The organism is Streptomyces sp. CHD11, from assembly GCF_018638295.1.
In the GTDB taxonomy this organism is placed as follows: Bacteria; Actinomycetota; Actinomycetes; order Streptomycetales; family Streptomycetaceae; genus Streptomyces.
In genome coordinates this window covers 145,089-164,806 of sequence record NZ_JABTTS010000010.1, presented here as the reverse complement: position 1 = coordinate 164,806, position 19,718 = coordinate 145,089, and the positions used below count along the sequence as shown (strand labels likewise).

Genomic DNA, 19,718 nt, shown 5'->3' with positions numbered 1-19,718 from the left:
AGCCTCCGGAACGCGCGGGCCCCGCCCCGCGGAGCGTGCGGCGTCGGGAACCGACGACGGCACGGACGGCGGGCCCCCCGGCGGCCACGNCCGGCGGCCACGAGACCCGGCCCACGGACGGCGGAGCCTCCGGAACGCGCGGGCCCCGCCCCGCGGAGCGTGCGGCGTCGGGAACCGACGACGGCACGGACGGCGGGCCCCCCGGCGGCCACGAGACCCGGCCCACGGACGGCGGAGCCTCCGGAACGCGCGGGCCCCGCCCCGCGGAGCGTGCGGCGTCCGGAACCGACGACAGCACGGACGGCGGAGCCTCCGGGAGGCGTGGCCCCCGGTGCGCGGACGGCGGAGCTTCCGGGGACGGCTCGGACAGCTCGCCCCGCCCCACGGACGGCGCGGAGTCCGGGGCGGGCGGGGCCCCGTCCACCGGTGGTGGGGGCGGTGGGACGGCAGGGGGTCGCGGGGGCCGGCCCGCGCTGGGCGGGGTGTCGGGGAACCGGGCGGAGGCGCGTGGTGGCGGGGGCCCCGGGTCCGTGGCGCCGTGGGTGGGCTTCCGGGGGTCGAAGGCGCCCGGGCCGCCTGAGGTCCGGCCCTGCTGGACGGAATCCGCCGGGTCCGGCGGGTGGGCGGGGCGCGGGGGCACCGGGGGGCGCGGGGTGAGCGAGACGCGGCGCGCTTCCGTGCTCATGCACCCCCCGTTCCCTCGTGCCCGGGCCGTTGCCGTCTCCGCCTGCGCGGGCGTCTGTGCTGCCAGGGGCCCGGCACGGCTCGTCCCGGGCACAGATACCCGCACGGACGGCGCGTCATCCCGCCCGGATACGGGCCGGCCTGTTCCGCCGTGCGTGGGCGTCACTCTACGGCGTCATCCGCGTCGAACGGGAACCAGTCCGCAGGCCCGCGGCATCTGCCCGGAACGTCCCCCTACCCTGCGGTAATCCTGTCTGGCAGGCTGCGGTCATGACTGCGCGCGCTGCCGACCGGGCCCGATACGACCGGGCCACCGCCCAGCTCGAAGCACCACTCGCGATCGTGGACCTGGACGCCTTCGACGCCAACGCGGACGATCTGCTCCGCAGGGCCGGAGGCAAACCGGTCCGGGTCGCCAGCAAGTCCGTGCGCTGCCGTGCGCTGCTGGAACGGGTGCTGGCCCGGGACGGTTTCGCGGGCATCATGTCGTTCACGCTCGCGGAGTCCCTGTGGCTGGCCCGCTCCGGTTTCGACGACGTTCTCCTCGCCTATCCGTCCGCCGACCGGGCCGGTTACGCCGAACTCGCCTCCGACCCCAAGCTCGCCGCAGCCGTCACGGTGATGGTGGACGATCCGGCGCAACTGGACCTGATCGACGCGTCGCGCGCCGGTGGTGACGAGGTGGTGCGGGTGTGCCTGGAGCTGGACACGGCGTTGAAGCTGTTCGGCGGACGGGTGCGGGTCGGTGCCCGGCGTTCCCCGCTGCACTCCCCCTCCCAGATGGCCGAGGTCGCGCGCGCGGTGGCACGCCGGCCCGGGTTCAGGGTCGTCGGGATCATGGCGTACGAGGGTCATGTGGCGGGGGTCGGTGACGCGGTGGCCGGGCGGCCCCTGCGGTCCCGTGCGGTGCGGCTGATGCAGGCCGCCGCGCGCCGTGAGCTGGCCGAGCGCCGGGCCGCGGTGGTGCGGGCGGTGCGGGAGGTCGTGCCGGATCTGGAGTTCGTCAACGGCGGCGGCACGGGCAGTGTGCAGCACACCGCCGCGGAGGACGCGGTCACCGAGATCGCGGCCGGTTCGGGCCTCTACACGCCGCGGCTGTTCGACAACTACACCTCGTTCAGCGGGCGTCCGGCGGCGCTGTTCGCCCTGCCGGTGGTGCGGCGGCCCGGGGTCGGGGTGGTGACCGTGCTCGGTGGGGGCTATCCGGCCTCCGGCGCACCCGGCGCCGACCGGCTGCCGGTGCCGTACCTGCCCCAGGGGCTGCGGTACGACCCCCGGGAGGGAGCCGGTGAGGTGCAGACGCCGCTGCTGGGTCCGCCCGCCGACGATCTGCTGATCGGCGACACGGTGTGGTTCCGGCACGCCAAGGCGGGGGAACTGTGCGAGCGGTTCGACGCGCTGCGGCTGGTGGAGGGCGACTCCGTGACGGCGACGGTGCCGACGTACCGCGGCGAGGGCCTCACGTTTCTGTGACGGCTCAGTCCGCCGGTCCGATGCTGCTGCCGACGCCACCGGAGGAGACCTCGTCGGTGACCGAGCGGATTCCCTCGGTGATGCGGTCCATCTCGGCCGGCGGCGGGCCGTCCTCCCCCGCGTCGAAGACGTACCGGACGAGGACGGGTGCCTCGGTGCCGACGCTGGAGGGGAACACCATCGACTGCACGTAACCGCCGGGACCCTTGGCGGTGGTGACGCGCCAGCGCACGAGGTAGCCGGCCCGGCCGGCCACCGCGACCGGGCCGGAGTCCACCACCTCGTGGGACGTCATTCCCCCGTACGGGCGCTGACCGAGGGCGTCCTCGTCGAAGGCGGCGTCGGCCGCGTCGGAGATGTCGTCCTCGGCGATCTCCTCGGGGGAGCTCGTGTCGCTGTCGGTCACGGTGCGCGAGATGACGAGGCCGTGGCGGCAGACGGAGCCCTCACCGGGGCAGTCATAGGTGCCGTCCGTGGTCATGACGACGTCGTCCTGCGCGATGTGCTCGGGGCGGACCCAGCCGTCGAGGAGGGGGAAGGTGATCCCGTTGAGCTGGTCCTCGACGCGGTCGGGATCGTCGGTGGCGGGTTCCGGTGTGGACGGGGACGGTGAGGGGGACGGGGCGTCGGTCGCGGTGGCGGTCGGAACGCTTCTCGTCCCGGGGTCGCCGTCGTCCCCACCGAGGACGGCCACGCCGGTGACGACCGCGGCGACGAGCACGGCCCCGGCGGCGGTGAGGGCGATCACCGCCGCGCGGCCGGTACCGCCTGCTGTGGCTCCCCCGCCTCCCGTGCCTCCCTCCGACGGGGCCGGCGGCGTGCCGGCGGGCCCGGGGGTACGCCGGTGCTCGGTCCAGGCCACGCCGTCCCACCAGCGTTCCAGGTGCGGGGCGTGCGGGTCCCGGTACCAGCCGGGCGGGGGCGTCATGCTCATCCCGGCACTGTAGGACGCCCGCTACTGGGGCGTGACGTACGCCCCCGAGATTCCGCCGTCCACCAGGAAGTCGGTGGCGTTGACGAAGGAGGAGTCGTCGCTGGCGAGGAAGGCCACGGCGGCGGCGATCTCGTCGGCCTCGGCGAACCGGCCGAGCGGGACGTGAACGAGGCGGCGGGCGGCGCGCTCGGGGTCCTTGGCGAAGAGTTCCCGCAGGAGCGGGGTGTTGACGGGGCCGGGGCACAGGGCGTTGACGCGGATGCCCTCGCGGGCGAACTGCACGCCGAGTTCCCGGGACAGGGCGAGGACGCCGCCCTTGGAGGCGGTGTACGAGATCTGCGAGGTCGCCGCGCCCATACGGGCCACGAAGGAGGCGGTGTTGATGATGGAGCCCCTGCCCTGGCGGCGCATATAGGGGATGGCGGCCTTGCAGCACAGGTACACGGAGGTGAGGTTGACCTCCTGGACGCGCTTCCAGGCGTCGAGGCCGGTCTCGAGGATGGAACCGTCGTCGGGCGGGGAGATGCCGGCGTTGTTGAAGGCGACGTCGACGCTGCCGTAGGTGTCGTACGCGGCCCGGAACAGTGCTTCGACCTGCTCGGGGTCGGTGACGTCGGCGTTGACGAAGATGCCGGCGGTCTCCTCGGCGGCGGCCTTCCCGCGTGCCTCGTCGACGTCCGCGCAGACCACGTGGGCGCCCTCGGAGGCGAGCCGGCGGACGGTGGCGAGGCCGATGCCGCTGCCGGCCCCGGTGACGACGGCGGTGCGGCCGGCCAGGCGGCGGCAGATGATCTCTTCGCTCATGTGCGGTCAGGCCTCCGTGCTGATGAAGACGTTCTTGGTTTCGGTGAAGGCGCTCAGGGCCTCGGGGCCGAGTTCACGGCCGACGCCGGACTGTTTGAACCCGCCGAAGGGGGTCCAGTAGCGGACGCTGGAGTGGGAGTTGACGGACAGGTTGCCGGCGCGCACGGCCCGGGAGACGCGCAGGGCGCGGCCGACGTCCCGGGTCCAGAGCGAACCCGAGAGGCCGTAGTCGGTGGCGTTGGCCAGGCGTACGGCGTCGGCCTCGTCGTCGAAGGGGAGGACGACGGCGACGGGACCGAACACCTCCTCCACGGCGACGCGGGCGCCCGGATCGACGCCGGTGAGGACGGTGGGCGGGAACCAGTAGCCGGGGCCCTCGGGGACCTTGCCGCGGATGCCGTCGAGGTCGCCGGTGCCGTAGGAGCGGACGCGGTCCCGTTGGGCGGCGGAGATCAGCGGGCCCATGTCCACGTCCGAGCCGGCCGGGTCGCCCACCCGGACGGCCTCGACGGCGGGGGCGAGCAGTTCGAGGAACCGGTCGTGCACGGCACGCTCGACGAGGATGCGGGTGCGGGCGCAGCAGTCCTGCCCGGCGTTGTCGAGGAAGGACATGGGGGCGGCTGCGGCGGCGCGCTCCAGATCGGCGTCGGCGAAGACGATGTTGGGGCTCTTGCCGCCGAGTTCGAGGGTGACACGCTTGAGGCGGTCCGCTCCCCGGGCCCACACCCGCTTGCCCACGGCCGTCGATCCGGTGAACACGATCTTGGCGACGCCGGGGTGCTCGACGAGGGCGTTGCCGGTGACCGGGCCGGGTCCGGGGAGTACCTGGAACAGGTGCTCGGGGAGCCCCGCCTCCAGGGCGAGCCGGGCCAGGCGCAGGGCGGTGAGGGGGGTTGCCTCGGCGGGTTTGAGGAGCACCGCGTTGCCGGCGGCGAGGGCGGGTGCGGCGCCCCACGCGGCGATGGGCATGGGGAAGTTCCAGGGGGCGATGACGCCGACGACGCCGAGGGGTTCGAGGAAGGTGACGTTCACCCCGCCGGGGACCGGGATCTGGTGGCCGGTCAGGCGTTCCACTCCCCCGGCCGCGTAGTCGAGCAGGTCACGGACGTTGCCCGCCTCCCAGCGGGCGTTGCCGAGGGTGTGGCCGGCCTCGCGGACCTCCAGCCGGGCCAGTTCCTCGACGTGCTCGTCGACCGTGGCGGCGAACCGGCGCAGCAGCCGGGCCCGGTCCCCGGGGGCGAGGGCGGCCCAGGCGGTCTGCGCGCGCGTGGCCCGTACGACGGCCGCGTCGACGTCGGCGGGGCCGGCCGCCGGGACGGTGGTGATGACCTCCTCGGTCGCGGGGTTGAGTACCTGGAGCTCGGAGGGCTGCTCGGGGGACTGCTCGGACACGAGGGGCCTCACATGCGTTCGAAGGAGCGGCGCAGTTCCCAGTCGGTGACCGCGGCGTCGAAGGCGTCGTTCTCGACGCGCGCCATGTTGCGGTAGTGCGCCACGACGTCCTCGCCGAAGGCCGCCTTGGCGATCTCGCTGGTCTCCCAGAGCTCGGCGGCCTCGCGCAGGGTGGTGGGCACGTGCTCGTAGTCCGCGGTGTAGGCGTTGCCCGCGCAGGGTTCGGGCAGTTCCAGTCTCTGCTCGACGCCGTACAGACCCGCGGCCACCATGCCGGCCACGGCGAGGTGGGGGTTGACGTCGCCGCCGGGCAGCCGGTTCTCGAAGCGCAGGGAGCGGCCGTGGCCGACGACGCGCAGGGCGCAGGTGCGGTTGTCGCGGCCCCAGGCGACGGCGGTCGGGGCGAAGGAGCCCGGCTGGAACCGCTTGTAGGAGTTGATGTGCGGGGCGTAGAGCAGGGAGAACTCGCGGAGTGCGGCGAGCTGGCCGGCGAGGAAGTGGCGCATCACCTCGGACATGGAGTCCGGTTCCTCAAGTGAGCCGGGCATGGCGCTGTCGCCGGCCGCGTCCGCGAGGGAGAGGTGGATGTGGCAGGAGTTGCCCTCGCGTTCGTTGTACTTGGCCATGAAGGTGAGCGAGACGCCCTCCTGGGCGGCGATCTCCTTGGCACCGGTCTTGTAGACGGCGTGCTGGTCGCAGGTGACCAGGGCCTCGTCGTAGCGGAAGGCGATCTCGTGCTGGCCGGGGTTGCACTCGCCCTTGGCGGACTCCACGGTGAGTCCGGCGGCGGTCATCTCGTTGCGGATGCGGCGCAGCAGGGGCTCGATGCGGCCGGTGCCGAGCACCGAGTAGTCGACGTTGTACTGGTTGGCCGGGGTCAGCCCCCGGTAGCCGGCGTCCCAGGCCTGTTCGTAGGTGTCCCTGAAGACGATGAACTCCAGCTCGGTGCCGACCTGGGCGGTGTGGCCGAGGGCGGCGAGGCGGTCCAGCTGGCGGCGCAGTATCTGCCGGGGGGCGGCGACGACCGGGGAGCCGTCGGCCCAGGCCAGGTCGGCGACGACCAGGGCGGTGCCCTCGTTCCAGGGCACCCGGCGCAGGGTGTCGAGGTCGGGGTACATGGCGAAGTCGCCGTAGCCGGTCTCCCAGGAGGACATGGCGTATCCGTCGACGGTGTTCATGTCGGCGTCGACCGCGAGCAGGTAGTTGCAGCCCTCGGTGCCGTGCCGGAGCACCTCGTCGAGGAAGAAGCGCGCGGCGAACCGCTTGCCCTGGAGCCGCCCCTGCATGTCGGGGAAGGCGAGGACGACGGTGTCGACCTCACCGCCGGCGACGAGGGTGCGCAGTTCCTCGACGGCGAGTGGGGGTGTGCGGTCTGCCACGGGAGAGCCTCCTCGGGCTTCTTCTGGCTTACTCGGGCTTTGTCGGTCGAGCCGGCAGCCATAAGGTATGACCGGGAACCATTGCTTGGGAAGGGGGCACGGCGAGATGCCGGAAGATGTGACCGGCGCGGTCGGGGACCGTCTGGCGCCGGTGCTGCGGCAGGTCCGCGCGGGCAACGGCTTCGAGGAGGCGCTGGAGCAGATCCTCCAGGTGGTGCGGCTGGGTCTGGTGACGGGAGGGGAGCGGCTGCCGGCCGAGCGGGAGCTGGCGGAGCGGCTGGGGATCAGCCGGGTGACGCTGCGCGAGGTGCTGAAGGTGCTCCAGGAGCAGGGTCTGGTGGAGTCGCGGCGCGGCCGGTACGGCGGCACGTTCGTGCTGCCGCGCCCGACGGACACCGGCGGGGAGGAACTGCGGCGGCGGGTCGCCGAGGTCGACATCGAGGACGTGCTGCGTTTCCGGGAGGTGCTGGAGGTGGGCGCGGCGGGGTTGTGCGCGGCCCATGGACTGACGGACGGCCAGGCGGGGCGGTTGCGCGCGGCGCTGGCCGGTACGCAGGAGGCACCGCTGACGGACTACCGGCGGCTGGACACGCTGCTCCACCTCACGCTGGCGGAGCTGTGCGGGTCGCCGACGCTGACCGCGCAGTACGCGGCGGTGCGGGCGACGGTGAACGACCTGCTGGACTGCATCCCGCTGCTGGTGCGCAATCTGGAGCACTCGCAGCAACAACACGCGGCGCTGGTCGAGGCGGTGCTGGAGGGGGACGCGGACGGGGCGCGGGAGATGATGCGCGAGCACTGTGCGGGGACGGCGGCGCTGCTGCGGGGGTTTCTGGCGTGAGGCGGTGACACCGCACGGATCGTTTACCCAGGCTTGACGCACGGGGGTTGCGCTCGGGGTGTTCGCGCCACGAAGGTATGGGCCCACAAAGGTCTGGATCCGTTCCATTGCCCACTTCCTCGCCACCGCCCCCTGGGGAGTCGCCCCGTGAGCCTTCCGTCCACGTCCCAAGAGCCCGCCGGTGAGGCGGACGACTACCTCGAACGCAGAAGGCTCCGCCGCGGCAGCGCCGGCTGGCTGCTGCTGACCGGCCTCGGTGTCGCCTATGTGGTCTCCGGCGACTACTCGGGCTGGAACTTCGGCCTGGCCGAGGGCGGCTTCGGCGGCCTGGCGATCGCCATGGTGCTGATGGGCGCCATGTACACCTGCATGGTCTTCGCCCTGGCCGAGCTGTCCTCGATCCTGCCCACGGCGGGCGGCGGCTACGGCTTCGCCCGCCGGGCGCTCGGACCGTGGGGCGGGTTCCTCACCGGCACCGCGATCCTCATCGAGTACGTGCTCGCGCCCGCCGCGATCTCCATCTTCATCGGCGACTACGTCCAGTCGCTGGGCCTGTTCGGCCTGGAGTCCGGCTGGCCCGTGTACCTGGCCTGCTTCGTCATCTTCATCGGTATCCATCTGTGGGGCGTGGGCGAGGCCCTGCGGTTCAGTTTCGTCGTCACGGGCATCGCGGTGGCGGCGCTGGTCGTCTTCGCACTGGCCGCGCTGCCCCAGTTCGACGCTTCGTCCCTCGACGACATCCCGGTGGACTCCACGGCGCTCGGCGCGAACTCCTGGCTGCCGATGGGGCTGCTGGGCATCTGGGCGGCCTTCCCGTTCGGGATGTGGTTCTTCCTGGGCGTGGAGGGCGTGCCGCTGGCGGCCGAGGAGACCAGGGAGCCGGCCCGTACGCTGCCGAAGGCCATCCGCTGGTCGATGGCCATTCTGGTGGTGCTGGCGGTGGTGACCTTCTTCGCGGCGGCCGGGGCGCGGGGCTCGGCCGCGATCCAGGACGCGGGCAACCCGCTGGTGGAGGCGCTCCAGCCGGACGGCGAGGCGACGGTGCTGAGCCGGATCGTGAACTACGCGGGCCTGGCGGGGCTGGTCGCGTCGTTCTTCTCGCTGATCTACGCGGGTTCGCGCCAGCTGTTCGCGCTCTCCCGCGCGGGCTATCTGCCGAGGTTCCTGTCCCTCACGAGCAGCCGCAGGGCGCCGTACCTCGGTCTGCTGGTGCCGGGAGCGATCGGCTTCGCCCTGGCCGCCGGGACGGGCAACGGGGCCCGGATGCTGAACATCGCCGTCTTCGGTGCGACGATCTCGTACGCGCTGATGTCGCTCTCCCACATCGTGCTGCGCCGCCGGGAGCCGGAGCTGGCGCGGCCGTACCGGACACCCGGCGGTGTGCTCACCTCCTCGGTGGCGCTGGTACTGGCGTGCGCGGCGCTGGTGGCGACGTTCCTGGTGGATGTGACGGCGGCGTTCATCGCACTGGCGGTGTACATCGTGGCGCTGGCGTACTTCGGCCTGTACAGCCGTAAGCACCTGGTGGCGAAGGCGCCGGAGGAGGAGTTCGCCGCGCTGGCGGCGGCCGAGGCAGAGTTGTCACGGGACTGAACACGGGACGGGAAGGGAGAGGGGGTGTCCGACGTGCCGGCCGGGCCACTCATCGGCATCAGTACGTACGAGGAGCCCGGTGTGCGCTGGGGCGTGTGGCGGCTGGACGCCGCGCTGCTGCCGGCCGGCTATCCGCGGCTGGTGCGGCGGGCGGGCGGACTGGTCGCGATGCTGCCGCCGGACGTGCCGGAGCACGCTGCGGAGATGGTGGCCCGGCTCGACGGTCTGGTGATCGCGGGCGGCCCGGACGTGGAGCCGGTCCGGTACGGGGCCGATCCCGGCCCGCGCACCGGGCCGCCCGCCCGGGCGCGGGACGCGTGGGAACTGGCCCTGATCGGGGCCGCGCTGGACGGCGGGGTACCGCTGCTGGGCATCTGCCGGGGCATGCAACTGCTGAACGTCGCCCTGGGCGGCACGCTCGTCCAGCACATCGACGGCCACGCGGAGGCACCGGGCACCTTCGGCCGGCACCCGGTCAAGCCGGTCCCGGGCACGCGGTACGCGGCCGCCGTCCCGGAGGAGACGTCCGTGCCGGCCTACCACCACCAGGCGGTGGACCGACTGGGGGACGGGCTCGTCCCCTCGGCCTACGCGGCGGACGGCACCATCGAGGCCATCGAGCTCCCCTCCGGGGTCTGGACGCTGGGCGTCCAATGGCACCCCGAGATGGCGGCGGACCTGCGTGTGATGCGGGCGCTGGTCGTCTCGGCCACGCAGTGACCGTCGTCGGTCCCCCGGTCCGGGTGGCCGGAGCCGGTGCGGGCCGGGGGTGTGCGCGGCCCGGCGCGAGGCGGGGTGCCGTCGCGCCCCCCTCCCCCACTCTCGGCTTCGCTCGAGCGGGGGGGGACCCCATGGCCCTGGGGGCACCTCCCGGGTCTTTGAGGCACTGGGGAGGCACGACTGCCCGCGCAGACGAGCGGAACCGGCGCGGCCGGGACAGGCGGACGGCCGGGACAGGCGGAGCCTGAGAGGGCGGCGGGCGGCGGGATCATGCGCTGCCCGAGAAGGCGGCGGGCGGCGGGATCATGCGCTGCCCGAGAAGGCGGCGGGCGACGGGATCATGCGCTGCCCGAGAAGGCGGCGGGCGGCCGGGACACGCGAGGCCCGACAAGGCGTGGCGCGCGGCGGCCGGATCAGCCAAGCCCGACAGGGCGGCGCCGACGGGCGGCCGGGACAGACGGAACTCGAGAGGACCGCGGGCGGCGTGGGGACGCCGATGCTGTCGGGCGGGGCGATACAGGGAGCTCGGTGCGGGCGCTCAGGCCCGGGGCACTCTCGGCCAGGGCAGACGCTCGAACCCGAGGCGGGCGCAGGCACTCGACCCAGACGTGCCCTCGGACCCGGGGCAGACACTCAAACCCGCGACAGACACAGGCACTCAACCCCAACCCGCCCTCGGACCCGGGACAGACACTCAAACCCGCGACAGACGCAGGCACTCAACCCCAACCCGCCCTCGGACCCGGGGCAGGCAGGCGCTCAGACCGGCGACGGGCGGTCAGGCCCGGGTCAGGGAGAGCAGGTCGCGGGCCGGGCCGGCGGGTGGGGGGCCCGTTCGCCAGACCGCCCGCAGGTCCCGTGTCAACGCCACTCCGTCCACCGGGATCCGTACCAGCCGCCGCAGCGCCAGCTCCTCCCCCACCGCCAGCTCACTCAGCACCGCGGGCCCCGCCCCGCCCACCACCGCCGCCTTCACCGCGGTGGTCGAGGACAACTCGATCAGCGGACGTGCCAGTCCGCCCAGCGCGGCGTCGAGTACCTGCCGTGTCCCCGAGCCCTCCTCCCGCAGGATCAGCGGGGTCGCCGCCAGCTCCCCGGCCGGGAGCGGCCGCCGCCGGCGTGCCCACACATGCGACGGCGCCGTCACGACGATCAGCCGGTCATGGGCGATCACCACGGAATCCAGCCCCGCCGGCACCGTCAGCCCCTCCACGAACCCGACATCCGCCTCCCCCGACACAAGCCGCTCCGCCACCGCCGCCGAGTTCCCCGCGAGCAGTGACACCGCCGTGTCCGGGCGCTCCGCGCGCAGCGCGAGCAGCCAGCCCGGCAGCAGATACTCGGCGATCGTCATGCTCGCCGCCACCCGCAGCCGTGAGTCCCTGCGGTCCCTGAGCGCCTGCGCACCCGCGTCGAACGCCTCCGCCGCCTCCACGATCCGCCCCGCCCAGTCGGTGACCAGCGCCCCCGCGTCGGTCAGCCGCGATCCCCTCGGCGAGCGGTCCACCAGGGCCACCCCGAGCTGCCGCTCCATCGACCGGACGCGGCTGCTCGCCGCGGGCTGGGTGATGCCCAGTTCGCGTGCCGCGCCGCCCAGGCTCCCCAGTCGCGCCACCGCCAGCAGCAGCTCCAGTGCCCCCAGGTCCGGCACCCGGTGGGCCAGCGGTCCGGCGCTCGGGGGGCGGTCGCCGCCGTGGTCCTCCGTCATGCTCATAAGGCCAGCTTATGCCGCCGTTCCGGGCGGCCTCCCTGCCGCACCCCGCGCGGACCGGTCAGCCGCGCGCCGCGCGCAGGGCCCGGTCCAGCACCGCGGGCGCCTCGGCCAGGGACGGTCCGTACCAGGTGAGGTGCCGGCCGCCGACCAGCGCGCAGGGCAGCCCCGGGAAAGCCTCCGGACCGTCGTCGGGGGTGAACCGGTACGGCTCGTCGGGCAGGACGACGAGATCCGGTCGGGCCGCGCGCAGCTCGTCGAGCGGGATGCGGGGATAGCGCTCGGGATGGCCGGCGTACAGCTGGTCGACGCCGAGGCGGGACAGCAGGTCGCCGGCGAAGGTGTCGCGGCCCAGCACCATCCACGGGCGCCGCCAGACGGGCACGACCGCCGTCCGGCGCTCCGCCGCCCCGGGCAGCGCCTCCCACGCGGCCTCGGCCTCGTCCAGCCACCGGGGCCGTGCCGTCACTCCGCACGCGGTGAGCACCCGGTCCAGTTCCCTGAACGCCCCCGGCAGCGTCCGTACCTCCGTCACCAGCACGTCGAGACCCGCCGCCCGCAGGGCCGCCAGATCGGGCTCGCGGTTCTCCTCCTCGTTGGCGATCACCAGGTCGGGGGCGAGGGCGGCGATCCGGTCCGTCCTCGGGTTCTTGGTACCGCCGACCCGTACGACGTCCAGCCCGGCCGGATGTGTGCACCAGTCGGTGGCGCCGACGAGGGCGCCGGGAGTGGAGTGCGCCACGGCTTCGGTCAGCGAGGGCACGAGGGAGACGATCCGGGCGGGGCTCATCGGCGGGGCTTGTCCCGCAGCGCCTCGATGTCCTCGGCGACCGCGACGACCAGCAGCCGGGTCTCCGCGACCGTGGCCCGCCAGCGGTGCCGCACGCCTCCGGTCAGGTACAGGGTGTCGCCCCGGCCGAGGCGGTACGCGCGGCCCTCCGCCTCGATCTCCACGGCACCGTCCGCGACGTACATCAACTGGTCGTTCCGGTACTGGAGTTCACGGCCCGCGTCGTGGTCGCCGGTGAACTCGGAGGCGTGCATCTGATGGTGACCGCGCACCAGGGAGCGCGCACGGGGCTCGACTCGGGGCTCGGCTCGGACCTCGGTGCCCTCGGCGCGGACGACATCGACGCTGCACGCCGGGTCGGCGGCGGCGAGGAGTTCCACCGCTGTGGTGCGCAGGGCGTCGGCGACCTTCTCCAGGGAGGTCGGGCTGGGGCGGGCCCGCTCGTTCTCGATCTGGCTCAGGAACGGGACCGACAGGCCGCTGCGCTCGGCCACGACGGCGAGGGTGAGGTCCAGTGCGCGGCGGCGGCGGCGCACGGCCGCGCCGACCCGCAGAGGCTGTTCTTTGTGGTCGCCCATCGCTCCGGCTCCCTCCTCACCGCTCGTCCCGTGTCCGACTGCCGAGTTCTCTGCACCCTACGCATGTTCGGCGAACCGTTTCAGGCGCCTGTCACGTCGCCGTCCCGCCCGCCGGGCCCCGACGCCACGGTTCACGCCAGCGATCGGGCGGTCGCCGCGGTGCACCGCGTCGGCGAAAAGGGCCGTTCCCGCCATTGTTCCCCCTGCCGGACGGAAGGTCACGGGGAAGGCCGGAGAAGGTTCAGGGAGAGCCTCACTCTCCGCAGTTGTCCGAAACCCGCTCGTGTTCGCCGCGTCATCCGGACAGCCCCCGGCACGCCGACAGCCCCCGCGGCCAGTGGCCTCGGGGGCTGTCCTGCGCCAGGTGACCGGCTACCGCGGAGTCATCCGCTCCACCAGGTCCGGGTGCTCCTCGAGCCACGCGGCCACGGCCTCCTCCTCCTTGCCCTGCCCGCGGTCCTTGATCTCCTTCTCCAGGGTGCCGAGCTCGTCCTCGCTCATCGTGAACCCCTTGATCCACTTCGTGAGCTGCGGGTACTGCTCGGGGAACTTCTTGCTCGCGATGGTGTGGATGGTGTTCTCGGCACCCCAGGCGCGCTTCGGGTCCTCGAGCTTGGTCAGCTCGTACTCGCTGTACGTCCAGTGCGGCGACCAGAGCGTGACCGCGATGGGCTCCTTCTTGGAGTAGGCCCGCTTGAGCTCGGCCAGCATCGCCGGCGAGGAGCCGTCGACGACCTTGTACTCCTTGTCCAGGCCGTAGGCCGGCAGGACCTTGTTCTTGAGGAGGTCCATCTGGCCGGTGCCCGGCTCGATGCCGACGATCCGCCCGTCGAACAGGTCGGCCTTGCCCTTGAGATCCGCGAGCGACTTGACGTCCTTGACGTAGGACGGAACGGAGAGCTCCAGGGAGACCGGTTCGTACCACGTGCCGAGGTCGGTGAGCTTGTCCTTGTTCGGCTCGTAGAAGTTCTTCTGCGAGTGCGGCAGCCAGGCGTCGAAGTTGAGGTCGATGTCCCCGGAGGCGAGGCCGGTGTAGACCGGGCCGACCTCCATCTGCTGGAGGTTCAGCTTGTAGCCGCGCCGCTCCAGGACGTTCTTCCACAGGTAGGTGATGGCGACGTCCTCTTCCCAGGGGAACCACGCCACGTCCAGCGTCCGCTTCGCCTCCGCGGGGGTGTCACCGGAGCCGGCCGCGACCGGGGCCAGCTTGTCGACGACGTCCGGGTTGTCCTCGAGCCAGGCGCGGACGGCGGTCTGCTGGTTGCCCTTGCCCGCCTTGTTGATCTCGGCCTCCAGGCTGGTGAGCTGCTCCTCCGTCATGGAGAAGTCCTCCAGCCACTTCCCGACGACCGGGTGGTCACCGGCGAAGCCCTTGCGGGAGACCAGGTGCACACCGTCGCCCTCGCCCCAGGAGCCCTTGGGGTCCTTCAGCTTCTTCAGGTCGTAGTCGCTGTAGGCCCAGTGCGGCGACCAGAGCGTGACGACTACCGGTTCCTTCTTGCTGTAGGCCCGCTTGAGCTCGGCCAGCATCGCCGGCGTGGAGCTGTCGACGACCTTGTACTCCTTGTCCAGGCCGTAGTCGCCCAGCACCTTGTCCTTCAGCAGGCCCATCATTCCGGCGCTGGACTCGATGCCGGTGATCTCGCCGCCGAAGGTGGACGCCTTGCCCTTCAGGTCCTCCAGCGAGTCGATGTCCTCCATGTACGCGGGGACGCTCAGCTCCAGCGTCGTCTCCTCGTACCAGGTGCCGAGGTCGTCGAGCCGCTCGCCGTACTTCTCCCAGTAGGCCGCGTGCGTGGTGGGCAGCCAGGCGTCGGTCTGGAAGTCGATGTTGCCCTGCGCGAGTGCGGTGTAGAGCGGTCCGGCCTCGAACTGCTTCGCCTCGACCTCGAATCCGCGCTGTTCGAGGATCTCCTTCCACAGGAACGTGGAGGCGACGCCCTCGTCCCAGGGGATGTAGCCGATGCTGATCTTCTTGCCGGCGCCGACGTTCTTCGCGTCACCGGCGGTGGTGTCGGAGTCGGACGCGCCGCCGAACAGGCCCATGCCGCCCGCGACCAGCGCGAGGACGACGATACCGATCACGGCGACCTGCGGACGGGGCCGGTAGGACCAGATCTTCAGGTTCTGGGCGGCGTGTGCCTTGGCTGCGGCGCGCCGGCCGAGCGGGGAGACATGGGTGCCCAGGGCGCTGGTCATCCGGTCCAGGTAGATCGCCAGGATGACGATGGCGAGACCGGACTCGGCGCCGAGGCCGATGTTCAGCTGGCCGATGGCCTCGATGACGGCGCCGCCGAGGCCGCCGGTGCCGACCATGCCGGCGATCGCGGCCATGGACAGGCCGAGCATGATGACCTGGTTGACGCCCGCCATCACCGTGGGCAGCGCCAGCGGGAGCTGGACGCGCAGCAGGGTGTCGCGGGGGCTGGTGCCGAACGCCTCGGCGGCCTCGACCAGGTCCTTGTCGACCTGGCGGATGCCCAGCTCGGTCATGCGCACGCCGGGGGCGAGCGCGAAGATCAGGGTGGCGACGATGCCCGGGGCGGACCCGGTTCCGAAGAACAGGATCGCCGGGATGAGGTAGATCATCGCGGGCAGCGTCTGCATGAAGTCCAGGACCGGCCGCACGACGGCGCTGACCCGGTCCGAGCGGGCCGCCCAGATGCCCACGGGCACGGCGATCACCAGCGCGATGACGGTGGCGACGATGACCAGCGCCAGCGTCACCATCGAGTCCTCCCACAACTCCATGGAGTCGAGGAAGGCGAAGCCCACGAAGGACAGGACACCGGCGACGGTGCCGCGCAGCCAAAACGCGATCACCGCGAAAATGCCGCAGAGGATCAGCGGCTCGGGCGCCTGGAGGACGGCGTTGACACCGTCGTAGGCGCCGGTGAAGACGGCCTTGAAGAAGTCGAACAGCCAGGTGACGTTGGCGAGCAGCCAGTCGACGGTGCTGTTGACCCAGTCGCCGAGCGGAATCCTAGGCACGGGCCATCACCTTCTCCCCGCCCTTGTCCCGTGGGGTGTCGCACACCCCGGGGGCGGACTCCTCGTCACCGAGAAAACCGACGAGACGCCGGCGGGGCACGACGCCGACGACCGCGTCCTCGGCGCCCAGCACCGCCACGGGGTGCGGTACGCGGGCGCTGATCGCGCACAGATCGGTGAACGGCGTCCCGGGCTCCGCGGTCTCACAGCCGCAGTCGGCCTCGTCACCTCGCACCTCGGTGTCCATCACGGACCCGGCGGTGAGCACACGGGAGCGGTCGACATCCTGGGTGAAGGAGGCGACGTAGTCGTTGGCGGGCCGGATCAGGATGTCCTGGGCGGTGCCGATCTGCTCGATGCGGCCGTCCCGCATCATCGCGATGCGGTCACCCAGACGCATGGCCTCGTTGAGGTCGTGGGTGATGAAGACGATCGTCTTCTTCAGCTTCTTCTGCAGTTCGATCAGCTGGTCCTGCATGTCGCGGCGGATCAGCGGGTCGAGGGCGCTGAAGGACTCGTCCATCAGCAGCAGGTCGGCGTCGGTGGCGAGCGCGCGGGCCAGGCCCACGCGCTGCTGCATGCCGCCGGACAGCTCGTCGGGCCACGACTTCTCCCAGCCGGCCAGGCCGCACAGGGCGAGCGCCTCGTCGGCGCGGCGAGCGCGCTCGGCGCGGGGCACGCCCTGCACTTCAAGACCGTAGGCAGCGTTGTCGCGGACGCTGCGGTGCGGGAACAGCGCGAAGTGCTGGAAGACCATGCTGATCTTCTTCGAGCGGACCTGGCGCAGTTCCCGGTCGGACAGGGCGGTGAGGTCCTGCCCGTCGCAGCGCACATGTCCGGCGGTCGGCTCCAGCAGGCCGTTCAGCATCCGCAGCAGGGTGGATTTGCCCGAGCCCGACAGGCCCATGACGACGAAGATCTCGCCCGGCTCCACCGTGAACGAGGCGTCGATGACGGCCGCGGTGACACCGTCGGCGCGCAATTCCTCCCGGTCTGCCTTCTTGTGGCGCAGTCTTTCGACCGCCTTGTCCGGTCGTCTGCCGAACACCTTGTACAGATGCTCGGCCTCAAGCCTGGCTGACACGTGTACCTCTTGTCTCGACGGCAAATGACGGAAGCGATGCCCGGCGGGCGGCTCACGCTGCCCACAAAAGTTGAATCCGTAACCGGCATCGCTCCGGGCGCGCACCTCCCCGGTTTCGCCCGGGGCAAACACGTTCGTGCTCCGCCTCACAGGTGTGGCGCAGCACGCAACCCGTTGCGCAGGACGCACCGTGCCGCTTCCTCCGGGGCGGTGTCGGCGGGGTGCGGCATGATGCGGGACGTGACCGGACAACTGATGCTCCTCGACACTGCCTCCCTCTACTTTCGCGCCTACTTCGGCGTCCCCGACTCCGTCCGAGCCCCGGACGGTTCGCCGGTGAACGCCGTGCGCGGGCTGCTCGACTTCATCGACCGCCTGGTCAAGGACCACCGGCCGGACCGCCTGGTGGCCTGTATGGACGCCGACTGGCGCCCGCAGTGGCGGGTGGACCTCATCCCCTCCTACAAGGCACACCGGGTCGCCGAGGAGCGGGCGGAGGGCCCGGACGAGGAGGAGGTGCCCGACACACTGTCCCCGCAGGTGCCGGTCATCGGGTCGGTGCTCGACGCGGTGGGCATCGCGCGCGTGGGGGTCGCCGGGTACGAGGCGGACGACGTGATCGGTACGTTCACCGCCCGGGCGAGCGGACCGGTCGACATCGTCACCGGTGACCGCGATCTCTACCAGCTGGTGGACGACGCGCGGGGGGTGCGCGTGCTGTATCCCCTGAAGGGCGTGGGCACTCTCCAGATCACCGAGGAGGCCACGCTGCGCGAGAAGTATGGGGTGGACGGCAAGGGGTACGCGGATCTGGCGCTGCTGCGCGGTGATCCGAGCGACGGGCTGCCGGGCGTACCGGGCGTCGGGGAGAAGACAGCCGCCAAACTGCTGGCCGAGTTCGGCGATCTGGCCGGAATCCTGGCGGCCGTGGACGATCCGCGGGCCAAGCTCACACCGACGCAGCGTCAGCGCCTGGATCTGGCACGGCCGTACCTCGCGGTCGCTCCCCAGGTGGTCCGGGTGGCGGACGACGTCCCGCTGCCGGACGTCGACACGGCGCTGCCGCGGACGCCGCGGGACCCGGCCGGGGTGGAGTCCCTGGCCGCCCGCTGGGGGTTGAGCGGCTCCCTGCAGCGGCTGCTGACGACGCTGTCGTCGTAGCCGCGGGCACGGCCCGGCCGGCGACTCGCCCCCGGCTCCGAGCCCGAGGTGCTAACTTAGGTAACCCTAACTGTGAAGGCTGGGAGGCACCTCATGGCAGAGCGACCGGGCCGCGCACCACGCACGCCGCACACCGCCGAGGTCGTCCGCACCGAGCGGCTGACCCCGCACATGCAGCGCGTGGTGCTCGGCGGCGAGGGCCTCGCCGGCCTCTCCGTGGGCACCTGCACCGATCACTACGTGAAACTGCTGTTCCCGGCCGCGGGGGCCACCTACCCGGAGCCCTTCGACCTCCAGCGCATCCGCGAGGAGTTCCCGCGCGACCAGTGGCCGGTGACCCGGACGTACACCGTGCGCCACTGGGACGCGGAGCACCACGAGCTGACCCTGGATTTCGTCGTCCACGGGGGCCAGGGACTGGCCGGCCCCTGGGCGACCAGCGTCCGGCCGGGCGAGACCGTACGGTTCAACGGCCCCGGCGGCGCCTACGCCCCGGACCCGGGCGCCGACTGGCATCTGCTCGCCGGTGACGAGAGCGCGCTGCCGGCGATCGCCCGCTCGCTGGAGGCGCTGCCCAGGGGTGCCAGGGCGTTCGCCTTCGTGGAGATCAGTGGCCCCGAGGAGGAGCAGAAGATCGACTCCGACGTGGAGGTGCGCTGGCTGCACCGCGGTGACCGTCGCGTCGGCGAGGCACTGGTGGAGGCCGTACGGAACCTGGACTTCCCCGAGGGCCGGGTGCACGCCTTCGTCCATGGTGAGGCGCACTTCGTGAAGGAGCTGCGGAAGCTGCTGCGGGTGGAGCGCGGCGTGCGGCGCGAGGACCTGTCGATCTCCGGGTACTGGCGGCTCGGCCACAACGAGGACGGCTGGCAGGCTTCCAAGCGCGACTGGAACGCCCGCATCGAGGCGGAGCAGGAAGGCGCGGCGGACCCCACCGCCTGAACCGGTGGCCGGGCGCCGGTCCGGTGCGTCCGTCCTCAGCGCGGGTCCGGGCCCGGGAGTGCCTCCGGACTCGGTTCCGTGACTCGGATCCGTGCCCCGGAGGCCCACCGCGCCCCAGAGCCCTTGCGCGCCCCTGCGGCGCTCGCGGCTCGCCCGCTCGGGCCGAGCCGCGAGCGGGGGCCCGGCACGCCCGCGTCCGCCCGCGCGAACGTGTGCGGCCCGTACCGAGCGGAGCGTCTCGGGAGCCGATGGCGGGCCGGTCGGGTGAACCGTCGCTCCTCGCCCCGGGCGCGGCGGCGTGGCGTGCTCTTCGGGGCCACGCGCTGCCCCAGGATCCGGGCCCGTGGCACACACCTTCGACGAACTCGTGGCCAAGCAGCGCGCGGCGGACGAGGCACACGACCGGGTACGGCAACTGCGGGACACCTACGATCCACGCGCCCGCGCCCACTGGAGCGCGCACCAGCGGGCGACGTGGGAGACGGCCTGGCGGGCGTGGCGCGACCTCGCCCGGGACGTCCGCGTCGCGGTGACCGGCTACGCCCGCGCCGAGGGCAGAGCGCGGCACGAGATCGAGGCGGAGCTGACCCAAGCGGTCCGCCACGGGAAGCCGCCGCAGCCGGGCACTCCGGGCGGGTAGC

General features: G+C 72.6%; 16 protein-coding genes. 7 read left to right on the top strand and 9 right to left on the bottom strand.

Annotated features, from left to right (window positions below):
• The first annotated feature begins 954 nt into the window (after window positions 1–954).
• A complete protein-coding gene (locus tag HTV45_RS13620; RefSeq protein ID WP_215206000.1) occupies window positions 955–2,157 on the top strand; it encodes an amino acid deaminase/aldolase in 1,203 nt (400 codons plus the stop codon).
• Between the two features lie 4 nt (window positions 2,158–2,161).
• Here the strand turns inward: HTV45_RS13620 and HTV45_RS13615 are convergent, their stop codons facing one another.
• The 4 genes from HTV45_RS13615 to HTV45_RS13600 are packed head-to-tail and all read right to left on the bottom strand — an operon-like array spanning window position 2,162 to window position 6,666.
• The gene (locus tag HTV45_RS13615) at window positions 2,162–3,085 is read right to left on the bottom strand and encodes a DUF2510 domain-containing protein (protein ID WP_215206188.1); all 924 of its coding nucleotides are present in this window, start codon (window positions 3,083–3,085) and stop codon (window positions 2,162–2,164) included.
• Window positions 3,086–3,112: 27 nt separating this feature from the next.
• On the bottom strand, window positions 3,113–3,895 hold the full coding sequence (locus tag HTV45_RS13610) for a 3-oxoacyl-ACP reductase (RefSeq protein WP_215205999.1): 783 nt from the start codon (window positions 3,893–3,895) through the stop codon (window positions 3,113–3,115).
• A 6-nt stretch (window positions 3,896–3,901) separates the two neighbouring features.
• Window positions 3,902–5,287 (bottom strand): aldehyde dehydrogenase, encoded by a 1,386-nt coding sequence (locus tag HTV45_RS13605; protein ID WP_215205998.1) that lies wholly within the window; start codon window positions 5,285–5,287, stop codon window positions 3,902–3,904.
• A gap of 8 nt (window positions 5,288–5,295) precedes the next feature.
• Window positions 5,296–6,666 carry a glutamine synthetase family protein gene (locus tag HTV45_RS13600; protein WP_215205997.1) on the bottom strand — a complete coding sequence of 457 codons (1,371 nt, stop codon included), beginning with the start codon at window positions 6,664–6,666 and terminating at the stop codon, window positions 5,296–5,298.
• 106 nt (window positions 6,667–6,772) lie between these two features.
• On the opposite strand from HTV45_RS13600, the gene HTV45_RS13595 reads away from it, so the two are divergent.
• The 3 genes from HTV45_RS13595 (at window position 6,773) to HTV45_RS13585 (ending at window position 9,820) form a co-directional block, all read left to right on the top strand.
• Window positions 6,773–7,507 (top strand): FadR/GntR family transcriptional regulator, encoded by a 735-nt coding sequence (locus HTV45_RS13595; RefSeq protein WP_215205996.1) that lies wholly within the window; start codon window positions 6,773–6,775, stop codon window positions 7,505–7,507.
• A gap of 147 nt (window positions 7,508–7,654) precedes the next feature.
• Window positions 7,655–9,100 (top strand): ethanolamine permease, encoded by a 1,446-nt coding sequence (gene eat, locus HTV45_RS13590; protein ID WP_215205995.1) that lies wholly within the window; start codon window positions 7,655–7,657, stop codon window positions 9,098–9,100.
• Window positions 9,101–9,133: 33 nt separating this feature from the next.
• Window positions 9,134–9,820, top strand: a complete 687-nt coding sequence (locus tag HTV45_RS13585; protein ID WP_215206187.1) for a gamma-glutamyl-gamma-aminobutyrate hydrolase family protein — start codon at window positions 9,134–9,136, stop codon at window positions 9,818–9,820.
• 778 nt (window positions 9,821–10,598) lie between these two features.
• On the opposite strand, the gene HTV45_RS13580 is transcribed toward HTV45_RS13585, so the two are convergent.
• The 5 genes from HTV45_RS13580 to HTV45_RS13560 all read right to left on the bottom strand — a co-directional run bounded on the left by HTV45_RS13580 (window position 10,599) and on the right by HTV45_RS13560 (window position 16,974).
• Window positions 10,599–11,534, bottom strand: a complete 936-nt coding sequence (locus tag HTV45_RS13580) for a LysR family transcriptional regulator (protein WP_215205994.1) — start codon at window positions 11,532–11,534, stop codon at window positions 10,599–10,601.
• 58 nt (window positions 11,535–11,592) lie between these two features.
• The gene (locus HTV45_RS13575; RefSeq protein WP_215205993.1) at window positions 11,593–12,321 is read right to left on the bottom strand and encodes a helical backbone metal receptor; all 729 of its coding nucleotides are present in this window, start codon (window positions 12,319–12,321) and stop codon (window positions 11,593–11,595) included.
• The gene (locus HTV45_RS13570; RefSeq protein ID WP_215205992.1) at window positions 12,318–12,899 is read right to left on the bottom strand and encodes a helix-turn-helix domain-containing protein; all 582 of its coding nucleotides are present in this window, start codon (window positions 12,897–12,899) and stop codon (window positions 12,318–12,320) included. Before HTV45_RS13570 ends, HTV45_RS13575 begins: the two co-directional genes overlap by 4 nt.
• Before the next feature lie 372 nt (window positions 12,900–13,271).
• Window positions 13,272–15,890 carry an ABC transporter permease/substrate binding protein gene (locus HTV45_RS13565; RefSeq protein WP_215205991.1) on the bottom strand — a complete coding sequence of 873 codons (2,619 nt, stop codon included), beginning with the start codon at window positions 15,888–15,890 and terminating at the stop codon, window positions 13,272–13,274.
• Window positions 15,883–16,974, bottom strand: a complete 1,092-nt coding sequence (locus HTV45_RS13560) for a glycine betaine/L-proline ABC transporter ATP-binding protein (protein ID WP_215205990.1) — start codon at window positions 16,972–16,974, stop codon at window positions 15,883–15,885. Before HTV45_RS13560 ends, HTV45_RS13565 begins: the two co-directional genes overlap by 8 nt.
• A gap of 231 nt (window positions 16,975–17,205) precedes the next feature.
• On the opposite strand from HTV45_RS13560, the gene HTV45_RS13555 reads away from it, so the two are divergent.
• From HTV45_RS13555 to HTV45_RS13545, 3 genes are all read left to right on the top strand, one after another.
• Window positions 17,206–18,135: a 5'-3' exonuclease gene (locus HTV45_RS13555; RefSeq protein WP_251692067.1), complete on the top strand. Its 930-nt coding sequence runs from the start codon at window positions 17,206–17,208 to the stop codon at window positions 18,133–18,135.
• A 93-nt stretch (window positions 18,136–18,228) separates the two neighbouring features.
• Complete coding sequence (locus tag HTV45_RS13550) at window positions 18,229–19,077, top strand: siderophore-interacting protein (RefSeq protein ID WP_215205988.1); 849 nt, start codon at window positions 18,229–18,231, stop codon at window positions 19,075–19,077.
• A gap of 343 nt (window positions 19,078–19,420) precedes the next feature.
• Entirely contained in the window at window positions 19,421–19,717 is a 297-nt protein-coding gene (locus HTV45_RS13545) for a hypothetical protein (RefSeq protein ID WP_215205987.1), read from the top strand.
• The last annotated feature ends 1 nt before the right edge of the window (window position 19,718 follow it).

Bases quoted from the DNA above. Each gene is read 5' to 3' on its own strand.
- HTV45_RS13620 (WP_215206000.1), top strand. From the start codon at position 955: ATGACTGCGCGCGCTGCCGACCGGGCCCGATACGACCGGGCCACCGCC.
- HTV45_RS13615 (WP_215206188.1), bottom strand. From the start codon at position 3,085: ATGACGCCCCCGCCCGGCTGGTACCGGGACCCGCACGCCCCGCACCTG.
- HTV45_RS13610 (WP_215205999.1), bottom strand. From the start codon at position 3,895: ATGAGCGAAGAGATCATCTGCCGCCGCCTGGCCGGCCGCACCGCCGTC.
- HTV45_RS13595 (WP_215205996.1), top strand. From the start codon at position 6,773: ATGCCGGAAGATGTGACCGGCGCGGTCGGGGACCGTCTGGCGCCGGTG.
- HTV45_RS13580 (WP_215205994.1), bottom strand. From the start codon at position 11,534: ATGAGCATGACGGAGGACCACGGCGGCGACCGCCCCCCGAGCGCCGGA.
- HTV45_RS13575 (WP_215205993.1), bottom strand. From the start codon at position 12,321: ATGAGCCCCGCCCGGATCGTCTCCCTCGTGCCCTCGCTGACCGAAGCC.
- HTV45_RS13570 (WP_215205992.1), bottom strand. From the start codon at position 12,899: ATGGGCGACCACAAAGAACAGCCTCTGCGGGTCGGCGCGGCCGTGCGC.
- HTV45_RS13555 (WP_251692067.1), top strand. From the start codon at position 17,206: ATGCGGGACGTGACCGGACAACTGATGCTCCTCGACACTGCCTCCCTC.
- HTV45_RS13550 (WP_215205988.1), top strand. From the start codon at position 18,229: ATGGCAGAGCGACCGGGCCGCGCACCACGCACGCCGCACACCGCCGAG.